The sequence below is a fragment of the Psychromonas sp. SP041 genome, from assembly GCF_000470315.2.
Classification (GTDB): Bacteria; Pseudomonadota; Gammaproteobacteria; order Enterobacterales; family Psychromonadaceae; genus Psychromonas.
Window position 1 is genome coordinate 61,711 of the sequence record NZ_CBRF02000018.1, and the last position, 17,187, is coordinate 78,897.

Here is a 17,187-nt window from a genome sequence, read left to right on the forward strand (position 1 = left end):
AGTTTATTTAAAATTATATTGCAGAAACGAAAAAGGGCTTCTCAAATGAGAAGCCCTTTTTCTTAATGTGGCGGAGGAGGAGAGATTTGAACTCTCGGAGAGCTATTAACCCTCGCTGGTTTTCAAGACCAGTGCATTCAGCCGCTCTGCCACCCCTCCGCAGAACGAGACGAATAATACAGACTTTAAGCCTTGTTTGTAAAGTTTATTTTAACGAAATAAATTTGTTTGCTGAATAATTAAACATAAAGTTTAAATAAAAGACATTAAGACCGAATTTCATACAACTATTCAGAAATGTACTTGGATCTATTAACTTTGCTTTATTAACTGTACTTCATTAATTAAGCGCATTCGTTGAAACTGATGAACTTCAACTTACTAAATTGATTGATTAACTTATCACTCGACAGCTTAAAGCAACTTACTTAGCATTTTTTACTTACCATTATATATATTTAAGTAACGTGATATTTACTTAGCATTACTTATATAAGCTAGCTTTCGCCAGCTTACGATTTAAATCGACTATTTGAATCGATTAATGTGTGCATCAGGGTGCTGCTCTGCATGACACTCAAATAGATATTCAGTTAAAGCAGAAAGCATTTCGTCATCGCCCTCTTTACCTAGTGAATAAGCTACTGTGTATTTGTCGATGCGGCGTATTTGAGAACCTGAAATAGCTAACCTTTCACGATCTGGTAGTTGCAGATAAATATTACTTAAGACTTCTGGCAATGATTCATTTTCAGGATCATCGATTAATAAAGAGATACCAGACGCTGAAAGATCCTTAACGCGGTAAGGTAAAAGTTCACCTTCTTCATTAACGATTCTCATGGTTTTATCTGCTGACAAACGCCAAGAACGTAACTTATCACCCGTTTCATAAATCTTAGGTGATTTTAGCGTCATACTAAAATTTGTAAAATCGCCCATTTTCATTTGTACTGGAAAAATAAGATGGTGGCTTCCGTAATTAGCAACAAGTTGTAAGTCATCTGCTAAGCCAAGCTGAAAGAGTAAAGCGTCTTTTCCTGATTTTGATGAAATGTCATAATTTAGCTCTTTGTTCTCGCTAATTTCTGTATCCAATAACATTTCAGACAACAACTCAAATTCCTGATCATTTATTAATAATTCTTTATCTGATTTAGCCATTGGTCTCCGCCTTATTATTTTTTAGAAAGTCCTTATCCCTTTTATTTTACGACAATTTCACAAATTTATATCTAAATAATCACTTTTTAATCTGTTTTCTTTCGCAATAATCCAACTTTTTTAAAAAATGAGGCTTCATTTCTCATAAATATTGTTGCCAAGCAACTGCTCCTGTATCCTACAGCCCTTATTAATTTATTTTCATTGCAGGCAGACTTAATATGCAAGAGTTATACAACCCTAAAGAGATTGAAGCTAAATTCCAAAAACATTGGGATGACAATCAATCATTTAAAGCGACTGAAGATCCATCTAAAGAAAAATATTACTGCCTCTCAATGTTTCCTTACCCAAGTGGCAAATTACACATGGGACATGTGCGTAATTATACTATCGGCGATGTTGTGTCTCGTTTCCAACGTATGCAGGGTAAAAATGTTATGCAACCTATGGGTTGGGATGCGTTTGGCTTACCAGCTGAAAATGCAGCGATTAAGAACAATACTGCTCCAGCAGGTTGGACTTATGAAAACATTGCTTACATGAAAACACAGCTTAAGCAGTTAGGTTTTGGTTATGATTGGAGCCGCGAATTAGCGACTTGTCAACCTGAGTACTACCGTTGGGAACAATGGTTTTTCACTAAGCTATTAGAAAAAGATTTAGTTTATAAAAAAATGGCAACGGTAAACTGGGATCCAGTTGACCAAACTGTGTTAGCCAATGAGCAAGTTATCGATGGTCGCGGCTGGCGTTCTGGTGCAATCGTTGAGCAAAAAGAGATACCACAGTGGTTTATTAAAATTACAGCTTATGCACAAGAGCTATTAGATGATTTAGACCAGTTAGACGAATGGCCTGAACAAGTTCGTACCATGCAACGTAACTGGATTGGCCGCTCAGAAGGTATTGAGATGGACTTTAAAGTGGCAAACAGCGATGAAACGTTCTCTGTTTACACGACTCGCCCAGATACCGTAATGGGAGTGACTTATGTTGCTGTTGCAGCACAACATCCTTTAGCGTTAGAAGCTGCAAAATCTAACCCAACATTAGCGGCATTCTGTGAAAGCTGTAAAAACGTTAAATTAGCAGAAGCTGAATTAGCGACGATGGCTAAAGTGGGTGTTGATACAGGTCTTAAAGCTATCCACCCTATTACTGGTTTAGAAGTACCCATTTGGACGGCTAACTTTGTATTGATGGGATATGGCTCTGGCGCAGTGATGTCTGTACCTGCACATGACCAACGTGATTATGAGTTCGCTAAAGAATACGGTTTAGATATTAAAGCAGTGATTAAACCAGCTGATGCTGACGTTGATGTTTCAACTGAAGCGTTTACTGATAAAGGCGTTTGTTTTAACTCTGGCGACTTCACTGCTTTAGAAGGTTTAGACTTTGATGCCGCATTCGATGCAGTAGAAGCGCGATTAGCAAGTGAGAATAAAGGTAAGCGTCAGGTTAACTTCCGTCTTCGTGACTGGGGTGTTTCACGTCAACGTTACTGGGGCGCACCAATCCCAACATTAACGCTTGAAGATGGTACGGTTGTGCCTGTGCCTGAAGATCAGTTACCGGTTATCTTACCTGAAGATGTCACCATGAACGGTATTGTTTCACCTATCAAAGCTGACCTTGAGTGGGCGAAAACAACGTATAACGGTCAACCTGCTACACACGAAACAGATACGTTTGATACGTTCATGGAATCAAGCTGGTATTACGCACGTTATTGTTCACCACAAAGTGACGATAAAATGTTAGATCCTGCTAAAGCTAACTATTGGTTACCGGTTGATCAATACATTGGTGGTATCGAGCACGCTATTTTACATCTTTTATATTCTCGCTTCTTCCATAAATTATTACGTGATTTTGGATTAGTCAACAGCGATGAGCCTTACAAGAAGTTATTAACACAAGGTATGGTATTAGCAGACGCTTATTACTATGAAGATGCAAAAGGCGGTAAAGTTTGGGTATCTCCAACTGAAGCAATTACAGAAATAGATGTTAAAGGTAAAGTTATTTCAGCTAAAACAGCTGACGGACAAGTATTGGTTTATGACGGTATGAGCAAAATGTCTAAATCAAAAAATAACGGTATCGACCCACAAGTGATGATTGATAAATACGGCGCAGATAGCGTGCGTTTATTTATGATGTTTGCAGCGCCTGCAGAACAAACACTGGAGTGGTCTGACTCTGCGTTAGAAGGTTCGTTACGTTTCCTTAAGCGTTTATGGAGATTAGCATTTGACCATGTTTCATTAGGTGAAGTGGCAACGTTAGATATTAAGGCATTTAACAATAACCAAAAAACACTACGTCGTGAGTTGCACAAAACTATCGCGAAAGTAAGTGATGATGTTGGTCGCCGTCAAACCTTTAATACTGCGATTGCTGCGGTAATGGAGTTAATGAACAAACTAACTAAAGCACCAACAGAAGACGCACAAGATCGAGCTATTTTGCAGGAAGCATTAGTTGCCGTAACTAAAATGTTGTCACCTATTACTCCGCATATATGTGCTGAGCTATTCACTTTATTAGGTTCTGAAGATGATATTTTGTCTGCACCTTGGCCGACGGTTGATGAGTCAGCACTCGTTGAAGATTCAAAACTAATTATCGTGCAAGTTAATGGCAAGTTACGTGCAAAATTAACGGTTGCAGCTGATGCTACACAAGAAGAAGTAGAAGCACTTGCAAATGAAGATGATAATGTGAGTAAATTCACTACTGACAAAACGGTTCGTAAAGTAATTTATGTACCGGGTAAATTATTGAATATCGTGGCTAATTAATTTATTAGTTAACGTATTCAATTTACTTAGAGTAGAACGACTTTGATTATTTAATAAACCTCTTATTCTTTAGGATAAGAGGTTTATTGTTAATCACATTTATTAATAAGATAAAATGAATGACACTTAATTTTTTATATTTATAAGCTAAAGCTCGCCCTATATAAGATACTCTTGCGTTAAACGACAAAAGAGAAAGCGAGTAATATTAAATAGATAGTTGGAATGATCTGTTCATACGATAATCATCAATTTTTTAATTTGTTTTTAATAAATAACTAAATAACTAAATAACTAAATAACTAAATAACTAAATAACTGACTTAGTCTTATTCATTCTCTTAAACATTACAAAAGGCTTTTTATGCATTCAATTCACCCTCGAGCTTTTTATCGCCAGACTCTTTATCGTCGTACCATGTTATTAATGACGTTAGCGATGACATTATTGCTAAGTGGTTGTGGTTTTCACCTTAAGCATAGTGATGGCTTAGTCGACAAGTTCCCTGAAATTTATTTACAAACCAATAACCCTAAAGGTGATTTAACACGTCTTGTTAAACTACGTTTACGTGGTGCCAATATTAAAATACTCACTGAACCTAGTCCTGATGTTGCAGTGTTAAGGCTAAAATCAGAAAGCCAGAGTGAGCGTACTATCTCATTATATGCAACGGCACAAAATGCAGAAAAAGAGATTGGGTATGTCATGAAGTATTCTTTAAAAATGCCTAATTTCACGGCTAAAGATTTTGACGTTAATTTATACCGAGATTTCCTTTACGATTCTTCACAAGCATTAGCAAAATCTCGTGAGCAAGAACTGTTAATTAAAGAGTTACAAGGTGTTGCAGCCGATCATATTATTTCAACTATGCTGAGCATAAAAAACCAAACGGCAGAGTAACTTTTTATGCGAATTTATCCTGAGCAGTTAGCACAACAGATCCAACAAAAACTACCAAGCTGCTGTTTGATATTTGGTGATGAAGCACTATTAACCATTGAAGCATTTGAACAACTCCAAGTGAAAGCAAAGGCGCTAGGCTTTTTAGAGCGCTTTAGCTATAGCTTGGATGGTAGTTTCGATAAAGACCAGATATTTAGTCAATTCAATACCCTATCATTGTTTTCTGAACGACAAATTATTGAGTTAACGCTCAGTAAAACAACCAAAGAAAATACTGATTTCATCAGAGAAATCACGCCGCTTTTAAATCCAGATATTCTATTGGTCATCAAAGGACCAAAACTGAATGCTCAACAATTAAAAAGTGTCTGGTTTAATAAATTAGAGCAACAAGGTTTGTTTGTTGCCACTAATGCATTAATGCCACAACGTTTCCCTCAATGGTTATTTCAACGCCTTCGTGTTGTTGGTTTAACGGCTGACAATGAAGTGATCGACTTTTTAACACTACATTTTGAAGGTAACTTATTAGCGGCGAAACAAGAAATTGAAAAATTATCTATCCTTTTCCCTAAACAACATTTACATTTAACCCAAGTAGAACAAAGTATTACGACGCATAATCATTTTAGCTTGTTCCAATGGGTAGATAGTTTGTTAGCAGGAGAAAAGGCACGTAATGCGCGTATCATTAAACAATTACAGGCTGAAGGCACGGAATTGTTATTACTGAGCGCAACATTAGCCAGTGAAATTCAAAAGCTGCTTTCATACTCGTATCAAATGAAAACACAATCGTTACCATCGCTATTTGCACAACAAAAACCTAAATTATGGCCAGCGAAACAAGCTTTATTAACCAAAGCATTAAACCGTTTAAGTACTTTGCAATTAGAGAAAATGATCATTGAGTGCGCTCAATTAGAAGTCTCGGTTAAGGTTGAAAATAAAACAGATACTTGGTTACAACTGAATGCGATTTGTTATCAATTTTTAAAATAAAAGGATGTAAATGAAAATTAATGACTGTGCTGCAATCGGCTTTTTAGGTGGGACATTTGATCCCATTCATTTCGGTCACTTACGCCCTGCATTAGAGATTCAACAAGCACTGAATTTACAGTCATTATATTTACTTCCAAATTATATCGCGCCCCATAAAGAAAAAACCTTAGCCAGTACAGAACAACGTATTGAAATGGTTAAGCTCGCCATTCAAGAAACACCGGAATTACAACTCAATACCCAAGAGCTATTACGCTCGACTCCGAGTTATACCGTTGATACCTTAAAGTTATTACGCAAGCAATATCCTGATACACCACTCTGCTTTATTATGGGCATGGACTCTCTGATTAATTTCGATAGCTGGTATCAATATCAAGACATATTAAACTATTGTCATCTCGTGGTTAGCCACAGACCGGGTTGGAATCCGACATTCAATGACGTGGTGAGCAAGCTTTTATCGGATCATCAAATACAAGACCCAGCCCTATTACATCGTTCTTTAGCAGGATGTGTTTATTTTCAAAGCACTAGCCAATTAGCGATTTCTTCTTCTCAAATTCGTCACCTATTATCAACACAACAAAGTATTCATTTTTTAACCCCGCAATCTGTTTGCACTTACATAAAGGAACAACACTGTTACACCTAGCTTAAAAAGCATAACCATAGCAATATAATCATAATAATAAGAAGAAATGGACACTTTACTTTTAAATAAGGAATATCACTATGTTAGCTCTGATTAAAAATAAAATATCTCACCCTCTCAACTTCGCTGTTTTATCTTTTTCGCTACTTGCGATTACCCCATCTACATTTGCAGCAACCACTACAACCGCTGCGCCACAGACAGCAATTTACAGTCAAATGGCCATCCATCATCCTGTATGGGCGAAAAGTGGCATGGTGGCTTCACAAGAAGCGATTGCCACTAATATCGGGTTAGATATTTTAAAGCAAGGTGGTAATGCCATTGATGCAGCCGTTGCTGTAGGATATGCATTAGCAGTTACACTACCAAGAGCTGGTAATCTCGGTGGCGGTGGTTTTATGTTGGTGTACCTAGCCGACAAAGAGCAAGTTGTTGCTATCGATTACAGAGAAAAAGCACCTGCTGATGCTTCGCGAGATATGTATCTTGACGAAAATGGTGATGTGGTGCCTAATTTATCGACTTTTCATGGTTTAGCTATCGGGACTCCGGGTACCGTAATGGGCCTAGAGCATGCTCGTAAAACATTCGGTACGATGTCTAGAGAACAGTTAATTGCCCCTTCTATTAAATTAGCGAAAGACGGCATTGTCGTCACCGCTGATTTAGCAACCTCACTTAATGCCTTAAAAGAGCGTTTAAGTAAGTGGCCAAATACACGTAAAATATTCTTCAAAAAAGACGGTTCAAACTATCAACCTGGCGACATTCTTAAACAAGAAGACTTGGCTAAAACACTGTCAATCATCAGTAAAGAAGGTGAAAAAGGCTTTTATGAAGGTGATATTGCAAAAGCAATCGCAGGTAGTATTCAAGAAGCCAATGGCGTCGTTACTGAAAAAGACCTCAAAAATTATAACGTAGTCGATCGTGAAGCGATTAAAGGGACTTACCGAGGTTATGAAGTATTTTCTATGCCACCACCGTCTTCAGGTGGTGTCCATATAGTACAAATATTGAATATGCTTGAAAACTATGACCTAGCTGCTATGGGGCATAACAGTGCACAACATATCCATACCATGGTTGAAAGTATGCGTCGTGCTTATGCAGACCGTAGTTTGCATCTAGGGGATAGTGACTTCGTAAGAGTGCCAGTGAAAACTCTCACCAGTAAAAAATATGCAAAACAGTTAGTCGCCACCATTGACCCAGATAAAGCGACATCAAGTAAAGATATTCAGCCTGATGCTAACTTACCTTATGAAAGTGACCAAACAACACATTTTAGTGTTGTTGATAAATGGGGTAATGCAGCAAGTAATACTTACACACTAAATTACAGTTATGGCTCTGGGATTGTTGCAAAAGGCACAGGCGTTCTATTAAACAATGAAATGGATGACTTTTCATCTAAACCTGGCCATGCAAATGGTTACGGATTAATTGGCGGAGAAGCTAACTCTATTGCACCTGGTAAGCGCCCTCTTAGTTCAATGAGCCCAACCGTTATCTTAAAAGATAACGCATTATTTATGGTAACAGGAACACCTGGTGGCTCTCGAATTATCACGACGACGTTACAAGTTATTTCTAATGTAATTGACTATGATATGAACGTTGCTGAAGCAAGCTCTGCAACACGCATACATCATCAGTGGTTACCTGACTATATTCGTATTGAATCTGGTTTGAGTGCAGATACGATCAAACTATTAGAAGCAAAAGGCCATCAGTTAAAAGTAGAATCGGCAATGGGGAGCACACAAAGTATCATGAAATCAGAAACAGGTTTATACGGTGCATCAGATCCTCGTAGACCGTCTGCATTAAGTGCCGGTTACTAGCAATACGAATGAAGGAACATTAACGAGGAAGCATTAAACTGCTTTTAAATTAGTGTATTAACGAAATGAGATAAGGTTGCCTGTCGATTGACATTTTATTGGTCGAAAGGTAAATCTTATTTTTGTAAATGATGTAATAACAACTCTTGAATACTCGCTTTAGCTTCCGTTTCTGGGGTCATAAAAACAAGACCACATTGCACCTCATCATTAACACCTAAGTTATTTATATTTTTCAACGCGACGGAAAGACAAATCTTTTTATTTTCTTCTTCAAGATCAATACACAACTCATAGACAGTACCGACGGTTAAACTCTTTTCTTTTTTGCAGACAAAAGCACACCCTTGAATAGATAAATCAATCAGCACGCCATTCGCTATAACCGCCTTCGTTTCTGAATCAACCATTGAAGCTTCAACACTCACATCAACTCGTCGATGTTGTCGTAATGTAGCCGACTCAATCGTTTTCGGATAGTCTAAAACTAACCAACGCCCCATTATTGTCATAATTTTTTGTATTGAAGATCGAAAAGCAACGACGCTGGCTTGTTGTTGATCATTGTTCATAAAACGTACAATGACGTCATTAGTTTCTTTAATGTGCGGTAATGCTTTGATCCAATTTGCATCATTTCCAAAAGCTAAAATCACTGACATATTAGGATCTACACCAATTAAACGTGTTTTTAAACGAATTGGCTTAGTCGCAGTAATAATTTGTAGATGTATGATTTCACCACAATTGACTTGATTTAAACGAGTAAGCTCTCGATTATCTATCTTTGACACTTTCATCTCTCCAACTTTTCTTTATACGCCAATGCTATACGATCACTTATTAATAAGATGATATGGCTTAAATAAGATAAGTTTTAATAATTTGACCGATATAAAATACACACATGTACTTGAAACTAAATAATCTAGTGAATAGATAACCAATTACTGACTAAACATTTAATAAGCACTTAATATAGTATAAAAACTGGAGATTGTATTTATGATTATTTCATTAAATAAAGATGTCTGTTATTAAAATGGGTGCAGAATAAAATACCGATACGTTACTACTATTTGTATCGATTACTTTATTAAACGCTTGAATAACATAGATATATAGCCATTAGAGTGATCACTTTTCAATAACCCCAATATAACAGTGCTATCCAACTAGTAATAACCGCTTTATGATGTCAAAAAAGACCGATAACTTGATGATCAAAATGCAGCTAAAATAAACCACACATAATGTCGGTACGCTCTCAATCGAATTAGTAAGATCTCCGAGTAGTTATAGACAACACGATCAGTTATGATCGCAATTAAAGTAACTAAATGAGAAAAACGATGACTCAACCTATTATCACTAAAAAACAACTTGTTGATACGCTGACACTTTGGAACCAAAAAAAAATTGATAACGCACAATTACAAGATTGGATGGTGACACACTTTGATCCACCAGAAACGTTAATTGGTGAAGATGAAGCTGAACTGGTTCAAGAAGCAATGCACATCATTATGAATGAGTATGAATTAGCTAAACTGGATAAGTTTAAAGAGGAAGGTTACGAGTTTGCAATGACGTTTTTAGCTTGTACTGAAGAGAATTTTGTACAACTAAGACATCAATTTATCCACCAAGGATTTAGTGATTAAACTGGTCATTAAAAATTAGCTAAACTCGTTTAAAAAACCATGGATGGTTGATACGTTTTAAGGCTAAGTGACAGGCTTATCGCTTTATAAGCTTTTGCACATTTTATAATAAGCAACATCACTCTTATAAAATAACGCGCCTGTCGTTTCAAAACCAAAGCGTTGATAGAACCCTAACGCAGACTCTCTTGCATCAAACCATAAATAGTTAATGCCCTGCTGCTTTAAGTTATTAATAAGATGGCTAATCATACTAGCACCGATGCCTTTACCTTGAAAAGCATCCAGCGTAGCGAATTTTCTTAATCGAGCAGTATTATTGTCGATATAAAGGGAGGCAACACAGACTATGTTTTGATTATTCATTACAGCAAAATGTAAAGCTTGCTCATCACCTTCCACTCGACAAAATTCAGGCGGTTTATGTGGCCATAAAACTTGATGACGAACTGGGATCGTGTCTTGCCATTTTATTTCTACTACGTTCAAAAGAAACCTATCTGCTTGTTAACTTGTTTTAATGTGATTGTTTTAATGGGATTGTTTGATTGTTTGATTGTTAATATTACTTGGTCAACTGTATTCATTGCCCATGCTAGTTTAACAATGTTGGAGCGTCATTATTGCAGTTCCAGCAAACTTCAAAAGCGGGATCATTTTTCTCATTACAATGAGTACAAACCCAATCAGCTGCATTTGTTGATTGTTGAGATTGCTTTACTATCGCAGTAGCCGCCTCTAAATCATTGTCATCAAAAACCCACACTTCAGGCCAACAATCAAACGCCGACGTTTCACCCATCGCACCTTGGGAAAACTCATTTTTAATAAAAACACCAATGTCTTTCGCTTCGATGAGATTCTTTATGTTACCGACAATAAAATTATTTTCATGTGTATACACTAATTTCATCATGACCTTCCGATTATTTATTAACAGTTTATTGATTAATAGTTCAACACTTAATGCTTACATAAATATTTATATTTTAACTCAGCTATTAAGATGGTATTGCTAAAAGTAATGTTGTGATATCAAGTTTGAATGGTAAATATTATTTAACTTGATGGTGTACCAACCAACCATCAAGTTATTAAGCTATTAAGCATTGTTAGTCTTTAAAATATGACTTAACTAACAATGATTTTGGGGAAATTAATCTACAAAAATTTCCATTTCTTCACCAATTTTCTTACGCATTTCCATCAATTTCATCGCTGTATCATGCTGTTTAATATCAGCTTCTGTTTCAGGTATCCATTGTGGTACTAATTCTGATTGACCATTTTGATCCACTGCCACCATGATAACGATACAATGTGTTGTGGTGCGTTTGTTCAATGACTTAGGGTCACAAGCATTCACTTCTAATGCTATATGCATTGACGATTTACCCGTGTAAATAACTTTTGCTAGTACTTCTACCAAGCTGCCTACATGAATAGGTGCGACAAAACGTATGCCACCAGCATAAGCCGTTACACAATAACGACCACTCCAGCCAGCTGCACAAGCATAGGCTGCAAGATCTATCCATTTCATCACAGCGCCGCCGTGAACCTTACCGCCAAAATTTACGTCTTGAGTTTCAGCTAAAAATCTAAGGGTTATATCACGTTGCGGTTTTTTCATATTATTTCTCTAAATTCGGTATGGTTAGTAAATTTATCTGCTTAACAGTGCGTTAGCAAATAATTAATTGTGTCATTAAAGGAGTATTAGTAATATCTAGCGACTGATTATTTGCGTTTAAGTTTCGAAGTATAAGCTTAAGCTAACATAATCAAAAGCACTCAATAACTTCTTAGATAAAGGTACGCAGATAAAGGACCGTAAATAAAAGGCGATAGATAAAAATCCAATAAAACTTAACGCTTTATATTAGCCCTTAACATCGATGAACAAAAATACAGAATTGTTATCAGTTAAGCTTGCACCAAAGACTCCGCTCAATGGGTTATTTTTTACACTAAAATGATATATACCCGTTACCATTCAAGGTACCAAAATTCAGTCAGCGGCGAAGTGAAAAAATACTAGCCAGAAAGAGGAAGATTTAACAGAATTATTTACAGGGTCATGGATGCTGTTACACCGTATTATTTACAAGGTCATCAATATATCTAACTCAGAAACCGACCCTGTAAACTTCTAGTTAATACTCTCAAATAATCAGCGTTCAACTAAAGATTAATTCACTTTATTTATATTAAGCCCCATGTTTTCTTTTCTATTAAGTTTTGTATTTCAACAGAGGACACAGGTTTTGAATAATAGTATCCCTGTATAATTTCACAGTCATTATCACGTAAATAAATAAGTTGCTCAACGGTTTCAACCCCTTCTGCTACCACCTGTAATTCTAGGTTTTTAGCTAAGCTAATAATGGATTTAATCATCGCGGTATCTTGTTTGTTATTTGGAATATGATCAATAAAAGACTTATCAATCTTTAAAATTGATATAGGCATACTTTTCAATTGTGACAATGAAGAATAACCCGTCCCAAAATCATCAATCGATAATTTGATACCAATATCGGTTAAATCAGTTAATGTTTCTTTAATTGTATTTTCTTGATTCGTGGGTATTAAATGCTCTTCAGTGATTTCCATTTCTAGCTGCGTGGCATCTACCCCAGCTATACTTAAAGCTTCTATAACAAATTGAGTAAACCCTTTACTGTATAACTGTCGGCTAGAGACGTTAACCGCAATCGATAAGTGTCCACAAGCCGTATTCTGCCATGCTTTTAATTGACGAATTGCCTGTTCAATAACCCATTTTCCTAGTGCGATAATCAGACCAGTTTCCTCTGCGACTGGGATAAATTCAGAGGGATAAACGGGATTCTCATTTTTTATGGGTAAACGGATTAGCGCCTCAACACCGGTGATTAGTTCCGTTTTACTGCATACTTTTGGTTGGTATAAAAGAATGAAAGAGTCTTTCTCAATGGCTTCTCGTAATTGATTTTCTATAGACCAACGTTTAACAGTACTTTCTGTTAAGTCGTCCGAATAAAAGTAGACATTTTCTTGTTCTGATTTTTTGGCTTGGTACATCGCCGTATCGGCATTTCTTAATAATTCACTTATCTCCCTGCCATTATCAGGGTAAATACTGATCCCAACACTTGAACCAATATGGAGGCATTCATCATTAATAAAGAATGGGTCTTCAAAAAGTGTTTGAAACCGCTGAATGAACGAAGGTATTTGCTTTAAATCATCGATTGAATCAAGCAGTATCGCAAACTCATCACCACCGAATCGAGCCACGATATCGAATTTACGTATCACGGAACTAAAACGTAATGCGACTTCTTTTAATAATAAATCACCGACCTCATGTCCAAGGGAATCATTTATTTGCTTAAAACGATTTAAATCAATAAATAAAAGTGCGACTTTACGATTGAGTCTATCGGCTCTTTGTATTGCTCCCTCTAACCTTTTATTAAAAAGCACTCGATTAGGAAGGTTAGTTAATGCATCGTGGTGAGCAATATGTACCAGCTTTTTCTGGGATTCTTTAAGCTCACTAATATCCTGCATGATGCCTGAAATAATTGGCATCCCCGTTTTATTATCTTCTAACAACTTACCTTGTAGTTTTAAATGTAAAAACGCATCCGTTGGTAATTTCATTCTTACATCTAAATTAAACGCTAAGCCATCATTAAAAGCCTGTAATAAAACATTTTTAATATGAAACTTTTCAGAAGGATGAATTAAACCAAGTAAAAACTCTTTACCGTTTTCAAACTTATAAGATGATAAAGAAAGCATTTTAGAAAGCTGTTTAGACAACAGTAGATGCCCTTTATTGCCTTCTAATTCCCAGTAGCCTAATCGTGCAATTTTTTGAGCATGCTCGAGCCGAGATTCACTTTTCTTTAATGATTTAAAATAATGACTATTACGTAAAATATAACGCAAATTGTGTCCAAACAAAGACCAATTAATCGGTTTTATAATAAAATCAGTCGCGCCCAAACGATAAGCATATTCAATAGACTTTGTATCATCCATCCCCGTAATCATGATGATTGGTACTCTCTCCCCTTCTTCTGATTCACGAATTAATTGGCACACTTCGAAGCCATTTAATTTAGGCAGATCAACGTCTAATAAAACCAAGTCTGGTGCCTGCTGATTAAATAAAATAATACCTTCAGCCCCATCTTTAGCTTCAACAACATCATAAAGTTCAGGTGATAAAACTTGATTAATTAATAATCGAGTCATTTCATCATCATCTATCACTAATATTAATTTCTTATTCATAAAGACCTCAATATCGAGAGTAATTTACCGCTATCAATCATTAAATTATTACTCATTATATTTTTCACTAAAATATGACATGACACGTTGTGATTCATTTTCAATATCATCAATCAGCGTAGGTACTGATGAATCGGCTTTAGAGGTTATTGCTTGCTCTAAACTATTTGATAATTTAGCTAATTGAAAAGCCCCGACATTTGCACTGCTAGACTTTAAGGTATGTGCTGCTTTTCGAACGCTTTCATAGTCTGACGTTACTGCTTTAAAAGTAGATAAACTCTCAGTTAACGTCTTGATATAAAGCGTGATCACCTTATTAACTAGCACACCGGAATGACCTGGTTGTAACGAGGCAATTTTATTTAATGCATCAGGATCGACAGGCGCTGGTTTTTCATCTTCCTGCTCTATGATTGTATTAGTAACTTCATTTTTGTTGTTCGTATCGTTTTGACGAGGAATACTCAACCAAGGGGTTAGTTGGTCATAAAGTTGAGAAACTGAGAAAGGTTTACTTAAGTAACCGTCCATACCTGATTGTAAACAGCGTTGCATATCCCCGTCGATGGCATTGGCGGTTAAAGCAATGATCGTATTGCCTTTAGGAATATCGTTGTTCAATTCCAAACGTCGAATAGTACGTGTTGCTTCTAAACCATCCATTTCAGGCATTTGCATGTCCATGAGCACCACATCATAATTATTTTTCTTGAGCGCTTCGACTGCTATTAAACCATTATCAGCAATATCAACATGTAAACCAAATGATTCAAGAATAATAACGGCAACTTCTTGATTTACAGGATTATCTTCTGCGACGAGAATGCGATAAGGGTAATTGAAATGATAATTTGGTGTATTACTTTGTGCACCACTCTCTGAACGTTGTGTATTAACCGTTAAACCTGTTATCGCTTTTGTCAGGCATTGATAAAGTTCTTTTTGCAAAACAGGCTTATTCAGAAAACAGGTGATTTGGTTTGCTTTTAATAACTCACTGTCAGCAACCACTGAACTAAGCATAATAATAACGGGTTGTTGCCAATGTGTGTTGTGTCGAATTTTTTTTGCTAATTCGATCCCATCCATTTCAGGCATATGTACATCTAAAATTAATAGATCATAGGGATGATTATTGTCATGGGCATTTTGTAGTAAATTTAATGCAGTATGGCCACCATCCGCTAAATCACAATCTGCATTAATTGCATTTAATTGTTCTTTAATAATCATTCGATTAGTTGGATTATCATCAACCACCATTAAACGTTTTGTTTGTAAAACTGAAAACTCTGGATGCGTTGTTACAGGTGTTAAATCTAATGTTATTAGCTCATTCACGACCGGCTTCAATGAAATATTAAAAGAAAAAATACTACCGCGTGATTTTTCAGATTTAACTGATAACGTCCCACCCATTAAATTAACTAACTGTGTGGCAATAGGTAAGCCTAAACCTGAACCACCATATTTTCTTGTTGTTGAGCTATCTTCCTGAGAAAACGACTCGAAAATATAATCGATTTTACTATGCTCAATACCGATACCCGTGTCTGTCACCGTAAAATGTAATTGATCATTTTCCAATTCGATAACACGTAAAATAACTTGACCATGCTCCGTAAACTTTAATGCATTGCTCAACAAATTAGCGAGTATTTGTCGAATTTTAAGCGGGTCGCCAATATAAAAATTATTAAAGTTTGGTGGAATAGACAATATTAGTTCAATGTTTTTTTTGTAGGCCGTTTCTCCATACAAGCTTCCAAACTCTTCAATAAGTGAACGTAAATTAAACTCTATGAGTTCAAGTTGCATTTTTCCTGATTCAATTTTAGAAAAATCTAAAATATCATTAATAATACCGAGTAAATTAATGCCAGATTGATGGGCTGTGTCAGTAAAGCGTTTCTGACGATCATCAAGTTTTGTTGTCTGCAATAACTCAGTCATACCCAATATGCCGTTCATCGGTGTTCGAATCTCATGACTCATTGTAGCTAAAAATTCACTTTTAGCTTTACTCGATGCCTCTGCACTCTCCTTAGCGGCAACAAGCTCAACGGTTCGTGAAGTGATTTTATCTTCTAACGTATCTTGATGCTCTTGAAGTGATTTATCTCTTTTTTCAACTTGCTCAAGCATTAAGTTAAAACCGTTCATCAACGCCCCTATTTCATCAGAGCGTTGGCCAGGTATGCGTAATTGATAATTTTTATGTTCAGAGACAGCATCAATAACACCAGTAATTTCTAATAATGGTCGAGAGATGATTCTTTGCATACGGATTGCAATTAATAACGCTAATAGAGTCCCTAAGACAAAAATGAAAGGAGCAATAGCCAGTTGATGTAGTAAGCGTTGATTTAGCAAACTATAATCATCCACTAAAAGTATGTAACCTAATGTTTTACCTTCATAGTTTATAGGGTCAAGTTGAATGAGCATGTCATTCATGCCCTTTTTTTGTAATTCAGTTAGCGTCATATTCAAGGATGAGGCAGATACTGTTTTTTGAAAAAATGGCTGAATATATTCCGCTAATATTTGTTTGTCCTGATCATAAATTCTCGCCAATACAATTTGTTTTTTGGCATTAAGGCTATCTAAACTTTCTTTGGCGGCTTCTTTGTCTTTGAACAATGCCGTTGCTGTATTAAGTGATGCCATTAATACCGCCAAGGTCTTAAGCTCATTTTCAGAATCAAGATGGCTATAGTGGTTTTGTGCAAAACTCATAAAAACAACAATAACAATCGTGGCTAATACCCCTGGTAAAAAACCAATGGCAATTAATTGAGTACGTAAAGAAAAGTGTTTAATTCTGTTCACAAAT

Annotated in this window: 13 protein-coding genes and 1 tRNA gene; 6 read left to right on the forward strand and 8 right to left on the reverse strand. The window is 36.2% G+C overall.

The window, feature by feature from the left end:
* Positions 1-68 precede the first annotated feature (68 nt).
* Together SP041_RS11615 and SP041_RS11620 are read right to left on the reverse strand one after the other, a co-directional pair.
* Positions 69-159, reverse strand: a tRNA-Ser gene (locus tag SP041_RS11615).
* A 369-nt stretch (positions 160-528) separates the two neighbouring features.
* Positions 529-1,164 carry a PilZ domain-containing protein gene (locus tag SP041_RS11620; protein ID WP_025562670.1) on the reverse strand — a complete coding sequence of 212 codons (636 nt, stop codon included), beginning with the start codon at positions 1,162-1,164 and terminating at the stop codon, positions 529-531.
* Positions 1,165-1,385: 221 nt separating this feature from the next.
* On the opposite strand from SP041_RS11620, the gene leuS reads away from it, so the two are divergent.
* The 5 genes from leuS (at position 1,386) to ggt (ending at position 8,394) form a co-directional block, all read left to right on the forward strand.
* Positions 1,386-3,974: a leucine--tRNA ligase gene (gene leuS, locus SP041_RS11625; RefSeq protein ID WP_025562671.1), complete on the forward strand. Its 2,589-nt coding sequence runs from the start codon at positions 1,386-1,388 to the stop codon at positions 3,972-3,974.
* A 364-nt stretch (positions 3,975-4,338) separates the two neighbouring features.
* Positions 4,339-4,881 carry an LPS assembly lipoprotein LptE gene (gene lptE, locus SP041_RS11630; RefSeq protein ID WP_051368414.1) on the forward strand — a complete coding sequence of 181 codons (543 nt, stop codon included), beginning with the start codon at positions 4,339-4,341 and terminating at the stop codon, positions 4,879-4,881.
* 6 nt (positions 4,882-4,887) lie between these two features.
* Entirely contained in the window at positions 4,888-5,886 is a 999-nt protein-coding gene (holA, locus tag SP041_RS11635) for a DNA polymerase III subunit delta (protein WP_025562674.1), read from the forward strand.
* 10 nt (positions 5,887-5,896) lie between these two features.
* Complete coding sequence (gene nadD / locus SP041_RS11640; protein WP_025562675.1) at positions 5,897-6,544, forward strand: nicotinate-nucleotide adenylyltransferase; 648 nt, start codon at positions 5,897-5,899, stop codon at positions 6,542-6,544.
* A gap of 80 nt (positions 6,545-6,624) precedes the next feature.
* Positions 6,625-8,394, forward strand: coding sequence for a gamma-glutamyltransferase (ggt, locus tag SP041_RS11645; RefSeq protein WP_025562676.1), 1,770 nt, complete (start codon positions 6,625-6,627; stop codon positions 8,392-8,394).
* A 116-nt stretch (positions 8,395-8,510) separates the two neighbouring features.
* On the opposite strand, the gene SP041_RS11650 is transcribed toward ggt, so the two are convergent.
* On the reverse strand, positions 8,511-9,188 hold the full coding sequence (locus tag SP041_RS11650) for a PilZ domain-containing protein (protein ID WP_170968546.1): 678 nt from the start codon (positions 9,186-9,188) through the stop codon (positions 8,511-8,513).
* Between the two features lie 558 nt (positions 9,189-9,746).
* Between SP041_RS11650 and SP041_RS11655 the strand changes: the two genes are divergently transcribed.
* Positions 9,747-10,058, forward strand: a complete 312-nt coding sequence (locus tag SP041_RS11655) for a hypothetical protein (RefSeq protein WP_025562678.1) — start codon at positions 9,747-9,749, stop codon at positions 10,056-10,058.
* An 84-nt stretch (positions 10,059-10,142) separates the two neighbouring features.
* Here SP041_RS11655 and SP041_RS11660 read toward each other — a convergent pair whose 3' ends face one another.
* From SP041_RS11660 to SP041_RS11680, 5 genes are all read right to left on the reverse strand, one after another.
* A complete protein-coding gene (locus tag SP041_RS11660; protein WP_025562679.1) occupies positions 10,143-10,547 on the reverse strand; it encodes a GNAT family N-acetyltransferase in 405 nt (134 codons plus the stop codon).
* Between the two features lie 106 nt (positions 10,548-10,653).
* Positions 10,654-10,974, reverse strand: a complete 321-nt coding sequence (locus tag SP041_RS11665) for a DUF2007 domain-containing protein (protein WP_346763646.1) — start codon at positions 10,972-10,974, stop codon at positions 10,654-10,656.
* 240 nt (positions 10,975-11,214) lie between these two features.
* Positions 11,215-11,691: an acyl-CoA thioesterase gene (locus SP041_RS11670; RefSeq protein WP_025562681.1), complete on the reverse strand. Its 477-nt coding sequence runs from the start codon at positions 11,689-11,691 to the stop codon at positions 11,215-11,217.
* A gap of 572 nt (positions 11,692-12,263) precedes the next feature.
* Positions 12,264-14,348: an EAL domain-containing protein gene (locus tag SP041_RS21365; RefSeq protein ID WP_137297830.1), complete on the reverse strand. Its 2,085-nt coding sequence runs from the start codon at positions 14,346-14,348 to the stop codon at positions 12,264-12,266.
* Positions 14,349-14,396: 48 nt separating this feature from the next.
* Positions 14,397-17,183, reverse strand: a complete 2,787-nt coding sequence (locus tag SP041_RS11680; RefSeq protein ID WP_137297831.1) for a response regulator — start codon at positions 17,181-17,183, stop codon at positions 14,397-14,399.
* Positions 17,184-17,187: the final 4 nt, after the last annotated feature.